This window comes from Paenibacillus vulneris (assembly GCF_039543185.1).
GTDB classification, from domain to species: domain Bacteria; phylum Bacillota; class Bacilli; order Paenibacillales; family NBRC-103111; genus Paenibacillus_S; species Paenibacillus_S vulneris.
In genome coordinates this window covers 302,237-324,459 of sequence record NZ_BAABJG010000029.1, presented here as the reverse complement: position 1 = coordinate 324,459, position 22,223 = coordinate 302,237, and the positions used below count along the sequence as shown (strand labels likewise).

Sequence of the window (22,223 nt, the reverse complement as noted above, 5' to 3'; positions counted from 1 at the left end):
CTAAGGCTGCCGATCTGTTCCAGCAGCCTTTCGCCCTAAACCACCTCTTATGGGACCTTCTTATTTGCCACCAACGCTTTTATATTGTTCATTAAATTCATCGATGATTTTTTGACCGCCATCGTTTTGCCATTTCTTGATAGCTGCTTGGTAACCGGCGTCATCAATTTTGCCCATAACATATTGGTACGTTGCGTCTTTGATCAGATCCTGCAGTCTTGCGCCTTTTTCGTTATACGTTTTGGAATCCAACGACACAGTAGGATCAGTTACCATGAATTTCGCAGCTGCGTTGGAGAGAGTGTTTGCTTTCTCAGCAACCGGCAATGTGTAGAAAGAAGGCGTAATATTCGTTGTTTCATACAAAGCCATGTTCAAGTAAGGTCTTACTTCTTTCTCAATGAGCTTGCTGTCCGTAGAAGGCAATACCTTGCCGTCCTTCATCGTGTAATGCTCGTTTTCCACACCGTATTTCAACAGGTTGGCAACTTCCGGCGAATAGAACTTATCCATGACGTTCAGGATGTTTTTCAGATCATTCTCGGTTTTAACGGAGGATTTAGGGAACAGAACAACGGTTCCGTAGCCTGGAAGTCCCCAAGTAATGTTTTTACCGGATTTATCCTTAATTTCGTTAACTACATCAAATTTCGCTTCAGGGATGTTTTTCTCTGTTTTCTCTTGCATTGTTTTTACATCGCCCATAGTTCCGATGTAGGCTCCGGCTCTGCCTGTGTACATCAGGTTCTGCTGGTCGGTTTTACTTGTTACAGGGAAGTCTTGGTTGATCAAGCCTTCGTCACGCAGCTTTTTGTAAAACTTCAGCGTATCCATGTAGCCTGGGGTCATAAATTCCGGTGTCAGCTTGCCGTCTTGAACGCCCCAGCCATTCGGAGTGCCGAAGTACATGGAGACGGTTTTGAACGAACCGTAGACTAAATCGTTACGGTCAGCCAAAGGAATCGTTTTGCCGCCGCCCGCCAAATCGGCTTCTTTAAATTTCTTAAGCATGTTATACAAATCATCAACGGTTTGCGGAGCCGGAATACCTAATTTATCCGCCCAGTCTTTACGATAGATCAAGCCGGAGCGAGCCGGTTGTCTTTCCTGGTACAGGGAGTAGATTTTGCCCCCGACTTCCGTGTTTTTCAAAACCTTTGGATCCAGATTCTTCAGATTCGGATAATCCTTCAAATAAGGACCTACTTCCCAGAATTGGCCGTTCTTGATTGCATCTCTCATCAAGATGAAGGACGCCTGGTTTTTAAGGTAAACCACTTGCGGCAGGGAGCCTGTTGCAAATGCCGCTTGGAATTTCTCATCATAAGAACCATCCGGAACCCATTGAATATCAAGCTCGGAGTTTGTTTTTTGTTCCAGCAATTTTTCGATTTTATCGGATGGTACTTCCGGTGATTGCAGATCGGCCATCACTGTAATTTTAACCGGTCCGGCACTGTTACCGTTCGAGTTTGATGCTGCGCCGTTAGAATCCGTACCTTTACTGCTGCTGCAGCCGGCAATGACGGAGCCGGCAAGAGCAAGGGTACATACTGCACTGATCCATTTCAAATCTTTTGAAGATTTACTCATTTTCTCTTCCTCCCAATTTCATCACTATATGGTTCAAAGTTGTTCAAAAGGTTTGTACGTAATTGCTTGTTCTCTTTTCGAGTTATAATGTAACCCTTAATTCAGATTTCGTACATTATCCCTGACTCACATCTTATAAACCCAGTAACGGCGCGGGTTTTCGCCTATCTTATATGCAGAAATTAACCTTATATAGCCCCTATGTAATTGCGAAATCTACACGCTGCCGGGGCTAAAGATAGTCTTGTTGAGAGCCGCTTTCGAGTCTTTTGTGCCCATTCTGCCCCCCTTACATTCCACCTACTAGAACAGGTACGTAGAACCAGGACGATCAGCAGGGTATGATTGAGAGGATACTCGACCTTCCAATATTTGTTAGTTAATAGACAAAAATCCCCACAAAGCGGGACCTCGACATCCAAGCTAAATTCATATTTTGCGGGAGAATCCAGATGATAAAAGTTCAAAAAACCCGCCAAGAAGAACTTGGCAGGTTACGCAGCGTGACGCATTTTATGGGTTATTCGACTTGCTTTTGCTATAGGATTCTTCGAACTCTTTAATGATCTGGGATCCGCCCCTGCTCTTCCAGACTTCAATTTCATTCCGGAAGCCGGCGGCATCAATTTTGCCGAGAATGTAGTTGTAGGTTGCATTGGTCATGATAGAGGCTAATTCCGTCCCATGGGCATCGTAATATAGAGAAGACAAGCCTACGGTCGGATCATGAATCAAGATGTTATCATTATCGGCGACAAGCTTATTCACCTGCTGAAGGATAGGCTCCTGGTCCGTTTCGCTCTGCTTCAGCAAATTGGGGTTGCTGATATTCGCAATCATAAGCGACAGTAGTGGACGAACCTCTGCATTCATGCGCTGAAACATATCCGGGGGAACGGCCACTTGTCCGTCCTTCAATACATAATGCCTTCCTTCCTGACCGTACAGCATCAGATTGGCAATATCCTTATTCATGGTCTTGTCAAAAAAAGCAAGAATCGCCTTCAAATCCTCCTGCGTTTTGATCGCTTTCTTGGAGAAAAGGAACAATCCGCTGTAATCCGGAATCGACCAGATCCCATACCCTTTGGGTCCTTGGATACGATTGACGAGCGCCATCTCGGCGTTAGAGTTCACCTGCTTCATCTCTTCAAGCATTCGCGGCGCATCGGATAGGCTTCCGATATAGACGCCCGCCTTCCCGCTGATCATCATATACCGCTGTACCTGCTTGCTGGCCACAGGGAAATCCTTGTTCATAATATTTTCGCTGTATAGTCGTTTCACAAAATTCATCGTATCCATATACTCCGGCGTTGCGAAGTCCGGAATAAAGGTACCCCCGGATAACAACCAGTTATTCGGCGTCCCGAAATAGGAGCTTAAGGTCTTGAAAGCGCCGTACACCAAATCATTGCGGTCGGTCAATCCGATCGTATCCTGCTTCCCGTTGCCGTCCGGATCGTCCAGCGTGAACGCCTTGATGACCTGGTACAGCTCCTCGGTCGTGGACGGCTCTTTGAGATGCAGCCGGTCCAGCCAATCCTTGCGGATCATAATGCCCTGACGGGAAGAGGACCGTTCATTGTACAGGCCGTAATATTTGCCGTCGAGCTTCGTCTCGTCCAGCGTCTTCTTGCTAAGGTTTTTCAAATTCGGGTAGTAGTCCAAATAAGGGCCGATGTCCCAGAACATATCGGATCGTATGGAATTCTTGACCAAATTATAGTCGATCTGTCTGACATAGGTTACCTGCTTTAATGTATTCGTTTCCAGTGCATTCAGCATTTTGCTCGTATAAATATCATCCGGGACCCATTGAACGTTCAGTTCCACGCCCGTTTTTTGATTCAGCTCATTCATCAGTTCATCCGTAGGCGGCTTGGGCTGGAACAACGGCACCATCATACTGATAGGAGTGGGTACCGGCTTGTCCTTCTCCGTCTTGGAGCTGCTTTGTCCTGAGGAACAGGAGCTAAGAAGCACGGCGGACAGAAGGGCGAGCGCAAGCAGTCGGATCCAACGCGGGGAATACCAGCGGTTCATTATGATTCCATCCTCCTTCCACCTCATTCTAACATTTCATTATACACGAAAAAAGTCGAAAAACTGGCCTATCGTGACGAAATTTTGTTATATTTGTCATGAATACGCATTGATATAACAACTTTAACCTTGCTACAATTAGAATAGCGCTTTCCGGCCTGCTCTCGCAAACGTGAGGCGGCGTGGAAGAGGAACGGATAGATCAAGCTGAACGGCGGATCAAGCGCTGTGCTTATTTTACTATTACGAGGGGAGGTCCGACCTATGAGAAAATACAGCTTTTTAACGAAAATGACGCTGTTCGGCTGTATTTTGTGTACGCTTCCCGTTATCTTTATAGGTTTCTTTTCCTATATGAAATCTTCCAAGGAAATTCAAAAGCAGGTCAATTCAGAGCAGCTCCAAATATTGACCCAAATGAACTCCACTGTAGAGCAGACACTGCAAACCGTCAATCACGCCCTGGACCAGCTGAACAACTCTACCGTAATGTCCGAGGCGCTGCGGCGTCCCTTAACCGAACAGGATTTCATGCTCTATAAGGATTTGCGCAAGGAAATCAGCAATACCCAGTCGTTCTATACGAATCTGGAGGATGTCGTTATCGTGAATCTGAAGCAAAACTGGATGCTCAAAAACTCCGGCTTTTACCGGATGGACCAGTACATCCACCGCTCCCAGATCGCCAATCAGATGATGCTTCCTAACTCGACATCCTGGGTGCTGAACCCGAGCCTTTGGTTTTACAGTGAAGAGAAGGCCAATGCGAGCACATGCCCTTATACGATCAGTCTTGTCCAGAAGCTGCCTACCCAGGACCTGGATAAATACGGACTGGCTATTGCCAATATTTCATCGTGTAATATGCCGGGTATCCTGAATTATAAGCCCCGGGAGTCGGAAACGGTGATGATCTTGGACGATCAGGACCGGGTTATTTACCATAATGATCCTTCCATGATCGGAAGGTATGCTATCAATACGGGCTTCATCAAAAATCCGGCGATCTTCGACAAGACCTCCGATCAATTCCAAACGGAGGTTAACGGGCAGAAATATACGGCAACCTATCTGCGGTCCTCCTACAACAACTGGATCTATATGTCGGCTATTTCCATAGATAGTCTCACCAAGGAATCCGTAAAAATACGGAATTATACTATTCTGATCAGCGTGATTGTCGTTCTGGTCTTTATGACCGTGGCCTGGATCTTCTCCCGGAGAATGTATAGCCCCATCCGGCGTATGATCAAGCAGATCCCTGTGAAGGATTCGAACATAAACGGACCGCGATTGAACGAATTCGACATTATCGGCCGGACGATGCAGGACCTGTCCTTGTCCAAAAGCCGATTGGAGCAGGAAACGCACCGGCATTATCAGCAAGCCAGGGACCTTTTTCTGATGAAGCTGTTTCAAGGAACGATGCGCCGTAAAGATATTATGGAGAAGATCGAGCAGCTCGGCTTCATTGAAAAGCTGAGCGACTGGAAGGTCATGTCCGTCATCACTATCCAGATCGATACGCTTGATAATACCTCCTACGAGAAGGACGATCTGGACCTGCTCCTGTTCGCCGTCAGCAACATTGCGGAGGAAACGATTCCGAAGGAATTCAGCCTTCCGCCGGCCACGATCGATCAAACTCTCGTTATCCTGGTCGGTCAGCAGGAACGTCATTCGGAGCAGTATAACAGCTGGATCTATTCCCTGACGGAGTCTTTACAGCAGATGATTCAAAATGTCCTGAAGCTGAAAATGAGCATCGGCATCAGCCTTCCGTTCGACGATCTGAAGCATACAAGCATCGCTTACCGGGAGGGCTTGGAGGCGTTAAAGCACCGCATTCACTTGGGAGTCGGCGTTATCATTCATTATGCCAATATGAACGCGGGCAAGCACCAGATGAACCTGGATTATCCATGGCTGACGGAGAGCGAAATGTTCGATGCTATCCGCTTGGCGGACGAAGAGAAGGTCATGGAGCATTTCGAGCATTTGTTCCAGGTAATTTTCAAGCATGAGATGTCGCCGCAGGAGTATCAGGTTCCCATCATGAGATTGCTGAATAATCTGCTGATCATGATTCAGGAGGCCGGTATTCGTCTTAACCAGCTCAATCCTGGAGGAGAATCGTTCTACGAAGAGCTGAATAAGCTGCACATTGGCAAGGAGATTGAGGAATGGTTCCTGTCGAGGCTTATTCTTCCTCTCATTCAAATCTTCCGCGAGCGGCTGGACTCGCAGTACCAGAGCATATCCGAGACGGTCCTCGACCGCATTCACAAGCAGTTCGATACCGATCTTACCATTGAGCAGTGTGCGGCGGACCTGCATTATAACGCGAACTATCTGAGCAGCGTGTTTCGCAAGGAAACCGGTCAAACCTTTAGCGAATACCTTACGGCCTTCCGCATCACCATGGCCAAGAAGTGGTTAATCGAAACCGATATGCCTATTAAAGATATCGCTCAAAGACTGCAGTATCAGCCGCAGAACTTCAACCGCTTTTTCCGTAAGCAAGAAGGGATGACACCGGGACAGTACCGGGAAAGCTTCCGCAAAAATCAGTCCTGATTTAGCTGCTGAATGCCTGTTGGCGAGCAGCAGCAAACGAAACAAGCTGACTTCACCACGAAGTCAGCTTGTTTCCTTATCCATGATTACCGGAGGCCGTGCGTCAGTCCGATCATGGTCAGCAGCCCTGCTATGAAGGCAAAGGTTGCCGGCCGCTCATGCCCGTCGCCATGGCTTTCGGGGATCAGCTCCTTGTACACGACATAAAGCATCGCACCGGCTGCAAAAGCAAGCCCATAGGGGACAACTCCACTAATCCGCGAAGTAAAATGAAACCCTGCGAAGCAAGCGGCCAGCTCAATGACGGCCGTCCCGGCCGCTAGCCAAACCGCCTTCCATTTACTGACCTGGTGGGAGATGAGGAAGAAGGAGATTAAGAAGCCCTCGGGCACATTTTGCAGTCCAATGGCAAACGAAACGAGAGGGCCCAAATCCGTATGCTCGCTGGCATAGCTGACACCTACGGAGAGGCCTTCCGGCAAGTTGTGCAGCCCCATGGCAAGCAAAAAGAAGAGCGATTTATCCTGCATGGCCTGCTTATTCGAAAAACGCATCGATTCCGAGGACGGAATCGCCTTCTCCATAAGAGTAAGCACCGCAGTCCCGGCCAGAATGCCGGCGGCAAGCACTGCGAGATTGGAAAGCTTCAGCGCGGAAGGGATAAGGCTGTATGTCGAAGCAGCCACCATAATACCCGCGGTATAAGCCAGAAGACTATCTCTTCTGCGATGCGATACGTGCTTGAACAGAAGCGCGGGAATCGCTCCAATCACCGTACATAAAGAGGCTATAATCCCGCTTAGCGCCATGTGTTCCATCCGAACCAACTCCATATGAGACTATCAAGCCCTTATCATCATATGTACAAGCTCGAAAAAAAGAACAGGTATCCGTTGTAGTCCTCTCATCTGCACTCCGGAAACGCCTCGATCCTCCTTCAGCTGTCTCCACAATTAAAGAAGGGATCCCCTTATGGAGATCCCTGAAATAACTATATAATCATCTTCTCATAGTATCCGCAAATCAGCGGAAATCCTTCGGAATACGACGGGCTACGCCGGTTTGAATGGCCGCTTCAATCACGGCATGACGCACGTTGGTCACCACATGCTCATTGAAAATACTCGGAATGACATACAGTTCATTCAGCTCCGCATCACTTACTACCGAAGCGATAGCGCGGGCAGCGGCCAGCTTCATCTCTTCGTTGATTCGGCGGGCGCGGCAGTCAAGCGCTCCGCGGAAAATGCCCGGGAAGCAAAGCACGTTGTTGATTTGGTTCGGGTAATCGCTTCTTCCCGTTCCCATAACACGCACATACGGCTGCGCTATTTCCGGATCGATCTCAGGCTGCGGGTTTGCCATAGCAAACACGATAGGATCTTGGGCCATCGATTGTACGTATTCGACCTTCAGCAATCCTGCGCGGGATACGCCGATAAATACGTCCGCTCCCTGAATTACCTCCGCCAGGGATCCCGGCTGCGATTCAACCTGCGGCTGCTGGGCAAGCCACTGCCACATAGGCTGCTCGTACGTTCCGCCTTGGACAATCGCTCCGTCACGATCAACCGGTACCAGTCGGTTTACGCCGGCGGCCAGCAGCATCTTGCAGATGGATACTCCCGCAGCACCGATGCCGTTAACGACCACGCGGACGGACTCAATCGGTTTGCCCACCACTCTTAGGGCGTTAAGCAGGCCCGCCATTACAACGACCGCCGTACCATGCTGGTCATCGTGGAATACCGGGATATCCAGCTCTTCTGCCAAGCGGGATTCAATCTCGAAGCAGCGAGGAGAGCTGATGTCCTCCAGATTAATTCCACCGAAGATCGGGCTGATCGCTTTCACGGTCCGGATAATTTCCTCCGTATCCTTGGTATCCAAGCAAATCGGGAAGGCATCAACCCCCGCAAGCTGCTTGAACAGCATCGCTTTCCCTTCCATCACCGGCGCCGCCGCTTCCGGTCCGATATCTCCCAGACCCAGTACAGCCGTACCGTCCGAAATTACGGCTACCGTATTCCGCTTGATCGTAAGGGAGTACGCTTTATTCGGATCCTCATGAATCGCCGTACATACACGGGCTACGCCTGGAGTATAGACACGGGACAAGTCGTCGCGATTCTTGATCGGCATGTTGGGAGTCATCGAAATTTTGCCGCCCAGGTGCGCCAGGAACGTCCTGTCGGATACGTTGATCAGCTTGATACCGGGCAGCTCTTTGATCCCCTGAACGACTTGCGCTTCCGCCGAGTCTTGAACATCGACCGTGATATCCCGGATCGAGGACTCCTTTCCGACGCGGATAACGTCGATAGATGTCACGTCTCCCCCTGCACGGCTTATGGCTGCCGCCACGTCACCGAAGGTGACTTCGCCATGAGTTAGCTCCACACGCAAAATAATACTTGTATTTGCCATAAAGAATGCCTCCTTTAGTTCTATATTATGAACTTATTTCCATATACTGAATTTCAATATTTCAAATCATATCATGTAAGCTTTTATTTGTGCAATATGAATTTTATCCGCTTTCATTTGAATTCCCGGAATGATGGGGCTCCAGCACCTAGCGAACCGCTTTTCTCAGCATCTCCTCGTCCATAGCTCCCTGATGTTTTTTGCGGATAATCCCCTGTTCATCCAACACGTACGTTGCCGGATAGGCCGAGACCTGATACGTTTTTCCCACTTGCCCGTCCGAATCCAGCACTAAAGGAAACGTAAGTCCCCAATGCTTCCGAAACGATTCCACCACTACCCGGCTGACCTCGGTATGCATCGCATCGACGGATAGGATGACGACATTGTTATCACGGTTCTCGCTATAAAATGTTTGCATTACCGGCATCTCTACTCTGCAAGGAGGACACCAGGTGGCCCAAAAGTTGATGAGCACCTTTTTTCCTCTAAAGTCCGACAGCTTCACCTTCTCGCCCTCGAGCGTCATCAATTCAAAATCGGGAGCCGTCTGACCGATCCCAATGCCGATCTCATCCGATGCCTGGCTCTGCAAGCCGGATTTATCCCAGGTGTTCGCGGCTACGGCGCTGAACAAGGCATGTACCAGAACGAAGGAGAAGAATAAAGTCTGCATCCTTCTGCGCCCCGCTTGAGGCTCTCTCATCCAGCCGATAACCACGGCGCCTATGCCGAGCAAGGCAATAATGGCGTTCGTCGTCACATTCCCCTCTAAGAATGCGATGTCCAATATGCGGTATACTGTATACCCTGATAGGATGGAGATAAGCCATGAATCTATATAAACGGCAAGATTAGGCGACGAGCGGTCTTTATACCCCACATAACAGACAGTAAGCACGGTCGCCAGCCAAGCGCCTCTCACACCGCCGCTAAAATAGATCAGCCTCATCGGGTCGCTCCACACGCTCTGCGTCTGAAATAGAATGACGCTCAGCTTCCAAATCAAAAACCAGAGCAGTATCGCTTCAAAAGGTCTGTCATAACCTGTTCCTGCGGGCAAAGCGCCTCTCAGCCTAAGCTTCATTACAGCATAAGCTGCAATGACCGCAGCGATAACGGCAAGAACTTGTCCTGACATGACCAGCGGTCCTAACGTCCATGTATTCACAATGCGCTGCCTCCTCACCCTAGCCTATTTTTTATTGTGTATCGGATGAGTGGGCATGTCAAATCACTACTTTTTTCACACCATATAGAACTCTCTTATAAGGGTTCATTTGGAGAAGCGGTTTTAGGAGCCTCTCAGCCCCATGGAAAGGGTGAAGGGCGTTAAAATCAAGGCTCTATGGATTATATTCGACGCCGCTTTCGCCCGTTTGCACTCTCAAGCGCTTCCCCAACATTTGGACCACCTTCCACTTGAATCCTACCGACAATCCACTCTTATAATCATTAGCCCGGCTTGCTGCGCCTCACTCTTGTCGATGTTCTACGTTCAAGAAGCTGTCATGACAGACTGAATATTCTATACCCTCGTATGGTATAATAGGAATTAAATCATTTTGCTCTAAACGGAGGTAAGTCCGAATGAAATTCCCTTATTGGATTCCGCTTTCCGGAGTCGTTGCACTGTCAGTTCTCCTATCCGCATGCGGCTCGTCTTCCGGCAAAACAACGACAGCCATGGCTCCTCATTCTGCTCACCAGCAGCACGCCCCCAACGGCGACCTTCAGGAAACGACCTCCGGCATCACTCAGCTCCCTACCTTCCTGGATAAGCAGCGGCCCGAAATCAAACAAGCCTACCAAGTGGCAGCTTCTGTATCCGATCTCCTGCAGTGGATTCCGTGCTATTGCGGATGCGGGGAAAGCGCGGGGCATACCAGCAACAAAAATTGCTTTATTAAGGAAATAAAGCAGGACGGCAGCGTCGTATGGGACGATCACGGAACTCGCTGCGGAGTATGTCTGGAAATTGCCGTAACGTCGGCAAGAATGAAACAGGATGGCAAATCGGCCAAAGAAATCCGCACCTACATCGATCAAAAATATCAGAAGGGCTACGCCAAGCCTACCGATACGCCGATGCCGGCATAAATGAAAAAACGAACGAGGGCCAAGCCCTCGTTCGCTCTTTTTTTGCGGCAGCGTCACAATCGGATAGAGAGAATATTGGAAAGCGGGATGTAAAAGCTGTTGCCGGCAGTGGATACGACCTGGATATTGCCGCCCGTTACCCCTTGAAATTTTCCTGTTACCGAAGTACTGTCGTAAAACACTCTGATCGTTTGCCCGAGAGATAATCTAGCAACGATAGCGGCAATTGCAGCAGAATTACTAGAAGAAGACCGACTGCTCATATAACCACCTCCTTTTTCTGCGGGAGATGGTATAGTATATGATATCTATGAAACTATGACTAGATTCATATACACGGATAACAATCCATTTTATAGAATCCGTTCTGATAGATGATGCGGCCTGTCCATAGAAAACCATGCTTGGCCCTTACCAAAGTCGGCTTGTCTGCAAAAGGCAGGAATAGAGCGGGATGCTCCCTTGTATTTCTTTGCTTTGCTACACTGAGCTTGGCAGCCTTACGGTCACCGTAGTCCCCTCTCCCTCCTTGCTGCTCACCTGGATTGTCCCCTTGTGCATCGATACAATTTTGCGCACCAAGGATAGTCCCAAGCCGCTTCCTTCTGTAGCTCCTGTTCGTGACCGGTCCGCCTTATAGAACTGGTGAAAAATCATCGAAAGCTCCGCTTCCGGGACACCGATACCCGTATCGGCGATAATCACCTTGACCTGATGCACCTCGGCGGCCGCCCGGACCCGAATCGTTCCCCCCTCCGGCGTAAATTTGATACTGTTGCCGAGCAAATTAATCCATACCTGCTTCATTAAATCCTCATCCGCCGCTAGGATCGTTTTAGGTAAATTGAGCTCCAGGTTAAGCCTCTTGGCACTCCACTGGGGTTCGCAAACGACCACTACGTGGCGTATTTGCTCATCAAGCCGGTAAGTCGCTTTCTGAAACGGATGATGCTTTGATTCCAGCGACGCCAGCTTCAGCAGATTATCGCTTAGACGGGATAGCCTCTCGCTTTCGGATTGAATGATATCCAGATAGTACATTCGCTCCGCGGCGGGCATGGCACTGCTCTTCAATGCTTTGGTAAAACCGATGATGGAGGTCAGCGGAGACTGGATCTCATGCGAGACATTCGAAACGAAATCCTGCCTCATTTGCTCCAGCTGCTTGAGCTCATTCGTCATTTCATCAAAGCTCTGGGTCAAGATACCGATCTCATCGTTGCGCTTCAAGCTCATCTGAACGTTAAAATTTCCTTTGGCCAGCTCCCTTGTCGCCTTTGTCAGCATATTCAACGGCTTGACCAAATACCGGGCGGCCACTACCATGACAAGTCCACCCAATATCAGCACAATCAGAAGATTAAGCTGTATGGTTCTTTTGATGCTCTGACTTATCGTCAGATAGTTCGGCTGAATAAACAAGGCAAACGTGTCGGTTCCTCGCTTTACCTGAAAGCCCATAAGCCAAGCAGGAAGCTCATGATTCCGGTTATCCATAAACTCCAGGTATGAGCCCCCGGATAACACCTGCCCTACTTGGTCGTCTGATACTATAAAAGCCAGGCTCGAACTCGCTTGCCTATTGCCTGATGCATCATAGATTGCGATATAGGAGGACTTCATGTCCGCGAACCGCTGCAAAATCAAGTCCCAACGCCCTGGATCGGATTCCCGCAAAATCTCCATAATTCCTTCTGCCGAACGGCTCGTATCGTCCCTTATCCAATCGTGCATCTGCTTCTCGAACATCCGGTTGGTCACGAGAAGAGAGCCTACCAGCCCAATCATCACCGCCACGATAAAGGCTACAACGACCCGGGTGTACAGGGATTTGATCATTCCTCCATCTCCAATCGGTAGCCAAGCCCGCGGATAGTGCTGATTTTGAAGGAAGTCTCCTTATCGTGGAACCGTTCCCGCAATCTTTTGATATGGACGTCTACCGTCCTCTCATCGCCTTCATAGTCAATGCCCCAAATCTGCTGGATTAACTGTTCTCGGGTGAAGATTTGCCCGGGATAGCTGGCCAGTTTGAACAGCAGCTCGAACTCCTTTAGGGGAAGGATGAACGATTCCTGTCCTATCTTCATTTCATGCGCGGAGTGATCCAGTACCACATTGCCAATCTGCACGACATGGGAGGCTGCGATTTTATAGCGCTTCAGCAGCGCTCTAACGCGAATTACAAGCTCTATAGGATCAAAAGGCTTCACGAGATAGTCATCCGTCCCCAGCTCGAATCCCTTCACCTTCTGCCCGGTTTCCCCTTTTGCCGTTACCATAAGAACGGGGATGTCGTAATGCTGCTTGATTTCCCTGCACAGCTCCCAGCCATCCATCTCAGGCATCATAATATCGAGAACGACCAGATCCATTCGCTCCGCCTCCAGCAGAGCCAGCGCTTCCTTCCCGTTATAAGCCTCGCGCGTGACCCAGCCCTCTCTCTCCAAGAATAAGGTCATCAGCTTGACGATATGCCGATCATCATCCACAACCAGTATATTAGCCATCACCGATTCCCCCCAGAATGGTATGTAATGACCATAGTATAACCAGGTTTCCAGAACGGATGAATGAAGGCAAAAAAAGACTTCGTTCATTGAACGAAGTCTGAGTATCGTGAAACCAGAAGAGCTTGAAATACTGCTAGTACACTCCGGTGGAATATCCCCCTCCGGCCGCTGTTGTTCTCGGGAATTATAATTATATTCTTGTAGCGAAAATTTCCCGATAACAAAGGCGGGCGCTATCGCTCCTACAGGAGATACTCCACCTACCGTTATAGCAAATTTCTCGCAAATCGGGTTTCTCGAAAGTCTGTTCGAGAACGAAGTCTTTATATTAGAGAGACTAGAGTCCCAATATCGCATCGATCATAGGCTTCGTATCTCCGCCCGGGTACAACACGTACAGGAGAACGTAAACCACCACGCCGGTAGGAGCGGTAATCAGCCACATGACGGCCGTCCAGCGTCCGATCTTTTTGTGCTTGGCAAATCTCTTGTTGAACGCGTGCAGCAAGGTGATAATACCGAAGACACCGGCTAACGTTGCCAAAGTAATATGGAAAAAAAGGAATAAATGATACGCCAGCTTAAGCGATTCCGGACCCCCGAACGTTGTGTTTCCTACAAAGATTGTCCGAGATACGTAGATTAGGAAAAAGGCAAGGGCAAAGCCGGCTCCCCACAGCATCAGCTTCTCATGCCCTTTACGGTTTCCCTTCAATATTTGTCTCCAACCGAAGGCTACAAAAATAGCACTGATAACGATAAATGACGTGCTAATCGTAGGTAAAATGTGCATTCTCGTTTCACCTCATCTTCCATAGTCAGGCCCGGTTTGCATTGACCGAGGAATGAGCGAACGGCTCGTTCTGCATGTCCTCATCCTCTTCCTCCTGCCGTTCCCTGCGGTACCAGCGGAAGAACGTGTAGGCCAATGCCCAACCATAAACAATTTCCTGAACGATCTTCATAATAACTCCGCCCAGCTGCTGATCATTTAACACGGACATATACAAGAATTGCTCAGATACATCTTTGTAATTGGCATACATAGGCTCGCCGGCAAAAATAATGAGCGCACACGCCGGTGTCAGCAGGATCCCGTTAACGAAAATGTAGGCCATTTTCTTAAGCTCCGTCATCCGGCTGTATTCAGGCAGCGGGCAGAACACAGGGAACCACATTTGGAACGCTGCAAGGATAAACACCGTGTTGTACACATCATGAAGCAGAGGATTTACCATCAGCGTGTCCATGATCATCGGAATATGGTAAAAGGAGAATACCATGTTAAACACGAACAGCGAAACCAACGGGGACGTCAATGCATACATAATCTTGTGGGCTATCGGATGCTTAAAGAGCGGGCGCAGCAGCCAGCCCGGAAGCCCCAGCATCAGTACCGGAGGCATAACCAAGTATAGCAGGGATTGCTGGAACATATGGGCGCTGAAGCTGTAATGATGCCCATAATAGCTCAGCGGGCTCCCCTCCGCTATATAGTACAACAGCAAGCCGGAATAAAAGTAAAAAAGCTGCTTGAAAGAAACAGGCTCCGACTCTGCAAACTTATGGCGCCAACGGCTTATAGCCAATCCATATAACCACCCGATAACAACAAGAATGAGCAGCAAACCTGGGCTCCATAAATTCGCAAAATCAGCAGCCCCGCCATGACCTCCATGTCCCATCGTTCCCATTGGATCCGTATTCATGTTAACCTCTCCTTTCCTAACTATGGATGTTATAATTTGGATTGTTACTAATTTGTGAAAAATGTTGCAAGCTTAAGAAAAAAAGGAGAGCTTTCATTTCTAAAAGCCCCCCTCCTAATTACCACCAAGTCCAGTAAACCGCTGCAGCTACCGCTGTCAGAGCAACAATCGCTCCGAAAAGCAGACCCACGATCGGGAAGAGATGTCCTCTTTCCTTCATGTGCATCCAATAAGCTAACTGGAACAATACTTGCACGACGCCGAGGCCGCTCAAGAACCAAAGCAGGAATGCGCGATCCAAACCGCCGTAAAGTACCGCTGCAAAAGCAATCATCGTTAGTACAATGGATACAATATAGGACAAGTAATGGTTCTTAGGGCCTTCCAACTTATGCCGGTTACCGGCTGACGATGTATGTTGGCTGCTCATTTACGGTCCCACCTTCCCCATCAAGTACACTACGGTGAAGATAAATACCCAAACTACGTCGATAAAGTGCCAGTACAGACCAGCTACATAAAACTTCGGTGCCGTTACTACCGTTAATCCCTTTTTCAAAGCGGACAGGATCAGCAGGGTAATCCATAGTACCCCGAATGCAACGTGGGCTCCATGGAAGCCGACTAATGTATAGAACGATGTAGCAAAAGCGCTCTTGGAGAATACATGACCTTCATGTACATACTCCATAAATTCATAAATTTCAAGACCCAAGAAGCAAAGACCCAGCAGAACCGTAACACCCATCCAGGTCAAAAGCTTGCCGAGCTGACCACGGTGCAATGCCATGGTAGCGAATACACTGGTCAGGGAGCTCGTCAACAGGATAAATGTTGACAGAGCTACCGTACCCAATTGGAAAATCTCTTGTCCAGTAGGACCATCAGGAACCTGGTTACGCAAAGCGATAAACGTAGCGAACAACGTACCGAACAATACGCACTCTCCGCCAAGGAAGAGCCAGAAGCCCAATACTTTATTTTTACCTTCTAATGTTGCAGTTTCCGCGTGAGGTGGCAGGGCACCGCCTACTTCATGATGTGCACTCATGCCTTTACCCCCTTATCATTGAGTTCTTCTGGTTCAATATGATAACCGTGATCATCATATACGGATCTTAAGAACATGGTAAGCAGCATAATTCCCAAGCCAATTCCAGCTACCCAATACGTGTGATACATGAAGCCGAAACCGGCGATGAAGAAGCCGATCGAGAAGATAAGCGGCAAGATCGAAGGCGACGGCATATGAATCGAACCAATCGGTTCTGCAGGCGTCATCTCTTTGTTGCCAGCCATTTTCTCTTTCCACAATGGATCCAAACCGCGTACAAGCGGAGTTTGCTTGAAGTTGTACTCTGGAGGCGGGGAAGGAATCGCCCACTCCAACGTACGGCCATCCCATGGATCCGCAGGAGCATTCATAGGCTTCATAGCAGTTGCCACAATATTGATCAAGAATACGATCGTACCGATACCCATCAGGAAGGCACCGATCGTACTGATAAAGTTACCTTCTTCCAAACCAACGCCCGGCTGGTATGTAAATACGCGACGAGGCATCCCCATCAATCCCAAGAAGTGCTGCGGGAAAAATGTCATATGGAAGCCAATAAAGAACGTCCAGAAGTGTACACGGCCTAAGGTTTCGTTCAGCATACGGCCGAACATTTTTGGCCACCAGTAATATGCACCGGCGAACAAGCCAAGCACCAAACCACCAACGATAACATAGTGGAAGTGAGCAACGACGAAATATGTATCATGGTATTGGTAGTCAGCAGCCGGAACGGCAAGCATAACCCCTGTCGTACCACCCATAACGAATGTCGGGATAAACGCTGTTGCAAAAATACTTGCTGTCGTAAATGTGATTTGACCGCCCCAAAGCGTGAACAGCCAGTTAAAGATTTTAACCCCTGTTGGTACGGCGATAGCCATCGTAGCAATCGCAAAGATTGCGTTACCGACAGGACCGATACCTGTTGTAAACATATGGTGAACCCAAACCATGAAGCCCAGGAACCCGATTAATGCTGTTGCGAATACCATGGAGCTGTATCCGAACAAACGCTTTTTCGAGAAGGTACTTACAATCTCAGAGATAATACCAAATGCTGGCAAAATCAAAATGTAAACTTCAGGGTGACCGAAGATCCAGAATAAGTGTTCCCACAGAACGCTGTTGCCACCTTTGGCAACATCGAAGAACGCACCGCCGAACAAACGGTCAAACATCAGTTCAACCAAGCCTACCGTAATGGCAGGGAAAGCGAACAAAATCAAAGCGGATGTGATGAATGCAGTCCATGTAAACAACGGCATTCTCATATAGGTCATACCAGGAGCACGCATGTTGATGATCGTTACAAGGAAGTTAATCCCCCCGATCAGCGTTCCCAAACCGGCAATCTGCAAACCAAGGACGTAGAAGTCTACACCATGGTAAGCTGATGTTGTGTCAACGATACTAGCAAGCGGTGAATATGCCGTCCAGCCTGCTGCTGGCGCTCCGCCCAAGAACCAGCTGGTATTGAGCATGACACCACCGAAGAAAAACAACCAGAATCCAAGCGCATTCACAAAAGGGAATGCTACGTCGCGCGCACCGATTTGAAGCGGTACAACCGCATTCATAAACGCGAATATAATCGGCATCGCTGCAAAGAAGATCATTGTCGTACCGTGCATCGTAGTCAGCGCATTGAACGTATCGCCGATAAAAATCTTTTGGTCAGGATACAAAAGCTGAATCCGGATCAGAACCGCTTCCACACCGCCCATCAGGAAGAACAAGCCTCCTGCAATCAGATACAGTATCCCGATTTTCTTATGGTCAACTGTAGTAAGCCAATCCATTAAACCGGTGTAATGTTTTGCTTTGTGAGAGTGAGCCAACGTATTAACCTCCTTTGTTCCAAGATGTTCGTTATTTCAATGAATTCAAATATTTAACCAAGTCGTTGATTTGGTTATCCTGCAATGGAACTTGAGGCATCTTGTTGCCCGGTTTCACCGATTGAGGATCTTTAATCCATTGTTTGATGCTTTCATCGTCGTGAGGCAGAATGCCTGCAACCATTTCACGACTTCCGAATCCGTTCAAGTTAGGTCCAAAGCCAAGTCCTTGTGCGTTAACCGCATGACAGGACAAGCAATTATCTTTAAAAATTTGTTCCCCGTTCTTCGCTTCAGCTGGAATTGTAGCCGGAGTTTTCATTTTTTCTACCCATTTGTTGAAATCAGCTTCTGATTTGGAGATGACCTTAAAATCCATCAAAGCATGGGATGCACCACAGAGCTCGGCACATTTACCCATAAAGGTATCAGCTTCGTCCGCTTCCAAATAGAATGTGTTTGTCATCCCTACGTTTGTATCTTGTTTACCGCCCAAGGATGGTATCCAGAAAGCGTGAAGCACGTCAGCAGATGTAATCTCGAAGGCAATCTTTTTGCCTGCAGGAATAACCAGATCTTGCGCTGTAGCGATTCCAAGTTCCGGATACTCAAATTGCCACCAGAATTGGTGTGCCGTTACTTTAACATGAACTGCGTCTTTCTCACCGATGTGATTTTCCGCCAATTTCACCGTATAACTCACTGTTGGCACAGCCAAAATGAGCAGCAAAACAATCGGAACCACTGTCCAAATGATTTCCAGCGTATGGCTTCCTTCAACTTGCTTCGGAATGATATCTTTATCGCCTTTCTTCTTCCGGAAGCGAACCAATACGTAAATGTAGATTACGAATACAACCACGACGACCAAGATCATAATGCCCAAGCTCAGCTTCATCAAGAACAGCTGGTCTCTGGCTACCGGACCTCTTGGCTTCAAGGCGGAAATCCTATCGTCTCCACACCCCGTCAGAAGCAACATCATCAACCCGAAAAGAGGGATGAAACGCCACAGATTTTGCCATCGATTCATCTTATCAATCCCACCTCTAAAGCTAATATTTTTCGAACAAAAGGTCATATATTGTCAATGAACCTAATCACCATATTAACTATAAATTCGTACCACTTTTTTGTCAATGAATCTGAAGAAGTTCACAAATTGTTCTCAAACGGCTATTTTCATAGCATTTTCATTGGTTTTTCTCCTTTGCCTCTCTTGTTTTATTTCCATAATCCAGGGGTTTTATGCATCTCGACGTCTTTTGTCGAATAACGCATATTTCTCTCGAATTAACGGATTCTAATGTAGAAGAAACACATTTGCAGTTGCCGGAGGATGTCCCGCTATGTGAATCAGTTTTCTCAATTGGCCCCCCAAATTATGCTTGCACTGCAAAACTTATGAGGAGGTTATGATGATGTTCCGTCTTCGACTTTCATGGGCGGCTGTTTGTACAAGCTCCCTTATTCTCCTTAGCGGATGCTTCGCCAAATATGATTACAACAGCGCCAACAACTTCGGCAGCAAGCGGGATGCCCCGAGACAGGACACTACTCGCGCTTATCAAACGCAGCAGCAATATGCCAGCGTGTCCCATAAGCATTCCACTTTGGAAATGAACCAGTTTTTATCCGATCAGGTGGCTGCAATGGATGGAGTCAACAGCGCTATCGTGATGCTCGCCGATAACACGGCTTATGTTGCCATTACTATCGACAAGACGGCAACGGGTACCCGCAGCGGTCTTTCCGGCCAAGAAACGAATAATGCCGGAACGGTAAGAGGCTTGTACAATCCGAGTACTCCCTTCAGCGACTACGCAGACCCGAATAAGCTGGCGACGGGCAGCAACTCGTATGATACAGTCCAAAACCATACGCATTTAAGTCATTTGTTCAAGCAAAAAATCGCCGAGAAGATACGCTCCCTTCAGCCGACAGTAACCGATGTTTATATCTCTGCGAACCGCAACTATATCAACGAGCTGAATCGAATTGCGCAGGAAGCATGGAAGGGTCAGGATCTCAAGCCGTTCCTTCCCCATTTCGACGCGATGTCTGAAGAAATATTCGGCACTTTGCCGACCCATCCGACAAGCACGGAAAGATGATGCTGCCGTTCGAAGGCACGGCATGGTCTGCCTCCTCGAGTATCGCTTCATATTATATATGAAGAAACTCGGGGTTTTTGGGCTGTGAAGCATAGATCGCGACACTATAGTCATAATGAGGATAAGCCCTTTTTCGCTATACAATTGCTGTGTGTTTTATCTGATCATTCTGATTTATATATAAAAAGGAAGAACTTCGGTTTCTTTTTCCTACGGCTTCCTGTAGAATGCATGTAGACGTCACAAGTCTGTTCAATGTTACATGCAGCCGATCTCAACCATAACGGCTTCTTCCGGAGAACGGCGCTTTCTATAATAGAAGAGATTTTTTTGCTGCAGGCTGCTTACTTGGATAAAACTGAAGGTTTAAGACTGTTTCGGAACAGACTTAGGATGAATGAACTGGAAGATAAGGAGACAATCTATAATGAAAACCAATTTATTTGCCTCATTAGGCATAAGTGAAGAAATTACGGAAGCCTTGAGCAATCAGGGGTATACGGAGCCTACGCCGATTCAGCAGGAAGCCATTCCCGTCGTTCTGGCCGGAGAGGACGTCATTGCTCAAGCCCAAACAGGCACAGGGAAAACACTCGCCTTCGTCCTTCCGATCTTGGAACGGATTGACCCTAAGAAAAACTATACCCAGGCGCTAATCGTAACGCCTACCCGCGAGCTCGCTATCCAGATTGCCGGCGAAGTAAAAAAATGGGCGCCGATCAAAGGCATTCGGATTCTGGCTGCATACGGCGGGCAAGATGTCGAACGGCAGTTAAAGAAGCTAGAGGGCACTGTACATATGATCATTGCGACGCCTGGCCGTTTGCTTGACCATTTGCGCAGAGAAACCGTACAGCTGCAGCGCCTGTCCACCCTGGTTCTCGATGAAGCAGACCAAATGCTGCATATGGGTTTTCTGAACGAAGTGGAGGAAATTATCGTACAGACGTCCCCCAAAAGACAAACCCTGCTTTTTTCCGCAACCATGCCCGGCCCAATCCGCAATCTGGCCAAAAGCTACATGAGGGATCCTCAGGAAATCAAGGTCAAAAGCAAGCAGGTTACGTTAACGGAAATCGAGCAGATTGCCGTAAAAACGACAGACCGCGGCAAACAGGACGCCCTCTGCCGTCTTATCGACGAATATCGTCCTTATTTGGCGATGATTTTCTGCCGGACGAAGCTTCGCGCCTCCAAGCTGAATGAAGCGCTGCAGGACCGGGGCTATGCTTCGGATGAGCTCCATGGAGATTTGACGCAGGCCAAACGGGAACAGGTGATGAAACGATTTCGTGAAGCCAAGATTCAGCTTCTCGTAGCCACAGATATCGCAGCCCGCGGGCTGGATGTGGAAGGCATCACCCATGTGTTCAATTACGACATGCCTCATGACGTCGAGAGCTATATTCACCGGATTGGCCGGACCGGCCGTGCTGGACAGCGCGGCGTAGCCGTTACGATGGTAGCGCAGCGGGATCAAGGAAAGCTCGAGATGATCGAGAAGGGCATTCGCTCCGAGCTGGCCAAACGGACCATGAGAGCGGACGGGGAATTGAGCGAGGCCAGAACCAGCGGGACGCGCCGAGAGAGCGAGCGGGCAGATGCGGAGCCGCGGGGCGGCAATGGACGCGGCGACCAGGCCCGGACAGCAGGGCGCGGGCAGCGCAGCCGGAGTGCTGGCGCGGAGCGCGGAACGCAGCGGGCACGCGGACGCGGCGACAGAGCCGAGACCGCGGGGCGCGGACAGCGCGACCGGAGTGCTGGCGTGGAGCGCGGGGCGCAGCAGGCACGCGGACGCGGCGACAGAGCCGAGACCGCAGGGCGCGGGCAGCGCGACCGCAGTGCCGGCGCGGAGCGCGGAGCTCAGCAGGCGCGCGGACGCGGCGACAGAGCCGAGACCGCGGGGCGCGGACAGCGCGACCGGAGTGCTGGCGTGGAGCGCGGGGCGCAGCAGGCACGCGGACGCGGCGACAGAGCCGAGATCGCGGGGCGCGGGCAGCGTGACCGGAGTGCCGGCGCGGAGCGCGGAGCGCAGCAGGCACGCGGACGCGGCGACAGAGCCGAGATCGCGGGGCGCGGGCAGCGTGACCGGAGTGCCGGCGCGGAGCGCGGAGCTCAGCAGGCACGCGGACGCGGCGACAGAGCCGCAGGCAAGCGCGGCACACAAACGAACGGCGGAGCACGGGCGGGACGCGGCAATGCAGGCGGGCGCGGACAACGCGGACGCTGACCATCACGTAGGTGAT

At 49.3% G+C, this 22,223-nt stretch carries 18 protein-coding genes; 4 read left to right on the top strand and 14 right to left on the bottom strand.

Annotation, left to right across the window (positions count from 1 at the left end):
- Positions 1-60: 60 nt before the first annotated feature.
- Complete coding sequence (locus ABEA66_RS26290) at positions 61-1,593, bottom strand: extracellular solute-binding protein (RefSeq protein ID WP_079913635.1); 1,533 nt, start codon at positions 1,591-1,593, stop codon at positions 61-63.
- 513 nt (positions 1,594-2,106) lie between these two features.
- Entirely contained in the window at positions 2,107-3,639 is a 1,533-nt protein-coding gene (locus tag ABEA66_RS26285; RefSeq protein WP_345592216.1) for an extracellular solute-binding protein, read from the bottom strand.
- 264 nt (positions 3,640-3,903) lie between these two features.
- Here ABEA66_RS26285 and ABEA66_RS26280 point away from each other — a divergent pair, with 264 nt between their 5' ends.
- On the top strand, positions 3,904-6,216 hold the full coding sequence (locus ABEA66_RS26280) for a helix-turn-helix domain-containing protein (protein ID WP_345592214.1): 2,313 nt from the start codon (positions 3,904-3,906) through the stop codon (positions 6,214-6,216).
- A gap of 86 nt (positions 6,217-6,302) precedes the next feature.
- Here the strand turns inward: ABEA66_RS26280 and ABEA66_RS26275 are convergent, their stop codons facing one another.
- The 3 genes from ABEA66_RS26275 to ABEA66_RS26265 all read right to left on the bottom strand — a co-directional run bounded on the left by ABEA66_RS26275 (position 6,303) and on the right by ABEA66_RS26265 (position 9,814).
- Positions 6,303-7,034 (bottom strand): ZIP family metal transporter, encoded by a 732-nt coding sequence (locus ABEA66_RS26275; protein WP_192703264.1) that lies wholly within the window; start codon positions 7,032-7,034, stop codon positions 6,303-6,305.
- 205 nt (positions 7,035-7,239) lie between these two features.
- On the bottom strand, positions 7,240-8,643 hold the full coding sequence (locus tag ABEA66_RS26270; RefSeq protein WP_192703265.1) for an NAD-dependent malic enzyme: 1,404 nt from the start codon (positions 8,641-8,643) through the stop codon (positions 7,240-7,242).
- Positions 8,644-8,791: 148 nt separating this feature from the next.
- Entirely contained in the window at positions 8,792-9,814 is a 1,023-nt protein-coding gene (locus ABEA66_RS26265; protein WP_345592210.1) for a redoxin domain-containing protein, read from the bottom strand.
- A 419-nt stretch (positions 9,815-10,233) separates the two neighbouring features.
- Between ABEA66_RS26265 and ABEA66_RS26260 the strand changes: the two genes are divergently transcribed.
- Positions 10,234-10,743: a PCYCGC motif-containing (lipo)protein gene (locus ABEA66_RS26260; protein WP_345592208.1), complete on the top strand. Its 510-nt coding sequence runs from the start codon at positions 10,234-10,236 to the stop codon at positions 10,741-10,743.
- 53 nt (positions 10,744-10,796) lie between these two features.
- Here ABEA66_RS26260 and ABEA66_RS26255 read toward each other — a convergent pair whose 3' ends face one another.
- From ABEA66_RS26255 to coxB, 9 genes are all read right to left on the bottom strand, one after another.
- On the bottom strand, positions 10,797-11,006 hold the full coding sequence (locus ABEA66_RS26255) for a hypothetical protein (RefSeq protein WP_192703267.1): 210 nt from the start codon (positions 11,004-11,006) through the stop codon (positions 10,797-10,799).
- 217 nt (positions 11,007-11,223) lie between these two features.
- Entirely contained in the window at positions 11,224-12,582 is a 1,359-nt protein-coding gene (locus ABEA66_RS26250; protein ID WP_345592205.1) for a sensor histidine kinase, read from the bottom strand.
- Positions 12,579-13,253, bottom strand: coding sequence for a response regulator transcription factor (locus tag ABEA66_RS26245; RefSeq protein WP_345592203.1), 675 nt, complete (start codon positions 13,251-13,253; stop codon positions 12,579-12,581). Before ABEA66_RS26245 ends, ABEA66_RS26250 begins: the two co-directional genes overlap by 4 nt.
- A gap of 340 nt (positions 13,254-13,593) precedes the next feature.
- Positions 13,594-14,049: a DUF420 domain-containing protein gene (locus tag ABEA66_RS26240; protein WP_079913645.1), complete on the bottom strand. Its 456-nt coding sequence runs from the start codon at positions 14,047-14,049 to the stop codon at positions 13,594-13,596.
- Between the two features lie 25 nt (positions 14,050-14,074).
- Positions 14,075-14,965, bottom strand: coding sequence for a cytochrome c oxidase assembly protein (locus ABEA66_RS26235; RefSeq protein WP_345592201.1), 891 nt, complete (start codon positions 14,963-14,965; stop codon positions 14,075-14,077).
- A 118-nt stretch (positions 14,966-15,083) separates the two neighbouring features.
- Complete coding sequence (locus ABEA66_RS26230; protein WP_079913646.1) at positions 15,084-15,395, bottom strand: cytochrome C oxidase subunit IV family protein; 312 nt, start codon at positions 15,393-15,395, stop codon at positions 15,084-15,086.
- Positions 15,396-16,016 (bottom strand): cytochrome (ubi)quinol oxidase subunit III, encoded by a 621-nt coding sequence (locus tag ABEA66_RS26225; protein ID WP_079913647.1) that lies wholly within the window; start codon positions 16,014-16,016, stop codon positions 15,396-15,398.
- Positions 16,013-17,824 (bottom strand): cytochrome c oxidase subunit I, encoded by a 1,812-nt coding sequence (gene ctaD / locus ABEA66_RS26220; RefSeq protein WP_179136243.1) that lies wholly within the window; start codon positions 17,822-17,824, stop codon positions 16,013-16,015. Before ctaD ends, ABEA66_RS26225 begins: the two co-directional genes overlap by 4 nt.
- A gap of 70 nt (positions 17,825-17,894) precedes the next feature.
- Positions 17,895-18,896, bottom strand: coding sequence for a cytochrome c oxidase subunit II (gene coxB / locus ABEA66_RS26215; RefSeq protein ID WP_079913649.1), 1,002 nt, complete (start codon positions 18,894-18,896; stop codon positions 17,895-17,897).
- 382 nt (positions 18,897-19,278) lie between these two features.
- Between coxB and ABEA66_RS26210 the strand changes: the two genes are divergently transcribed.
- A complete protein-coding gene (locus ABEA66_RS26210) occupies positions 19,279-19,977 on the top strand; it encodes a YhcN/YlaJ family sporulation lipoprotein (protein WP_144028030.1) in 699 nt (232 codons plus the stop codon).
- Between the two features lie 427 nt (positions 19,978-20,404).
- A complete protein-coding gene (locus ABEA66_RS26205) occupies positions 20,405-22,207 on the top strand; it encodes a DEAD/DEAH box helicase (RefSeq protein ID WP_345592195.1) in 1,803 nt (600 codons plus the stop codon).
- Positions 22,208-22,223 lie beyond the last annotated feature (16 nt).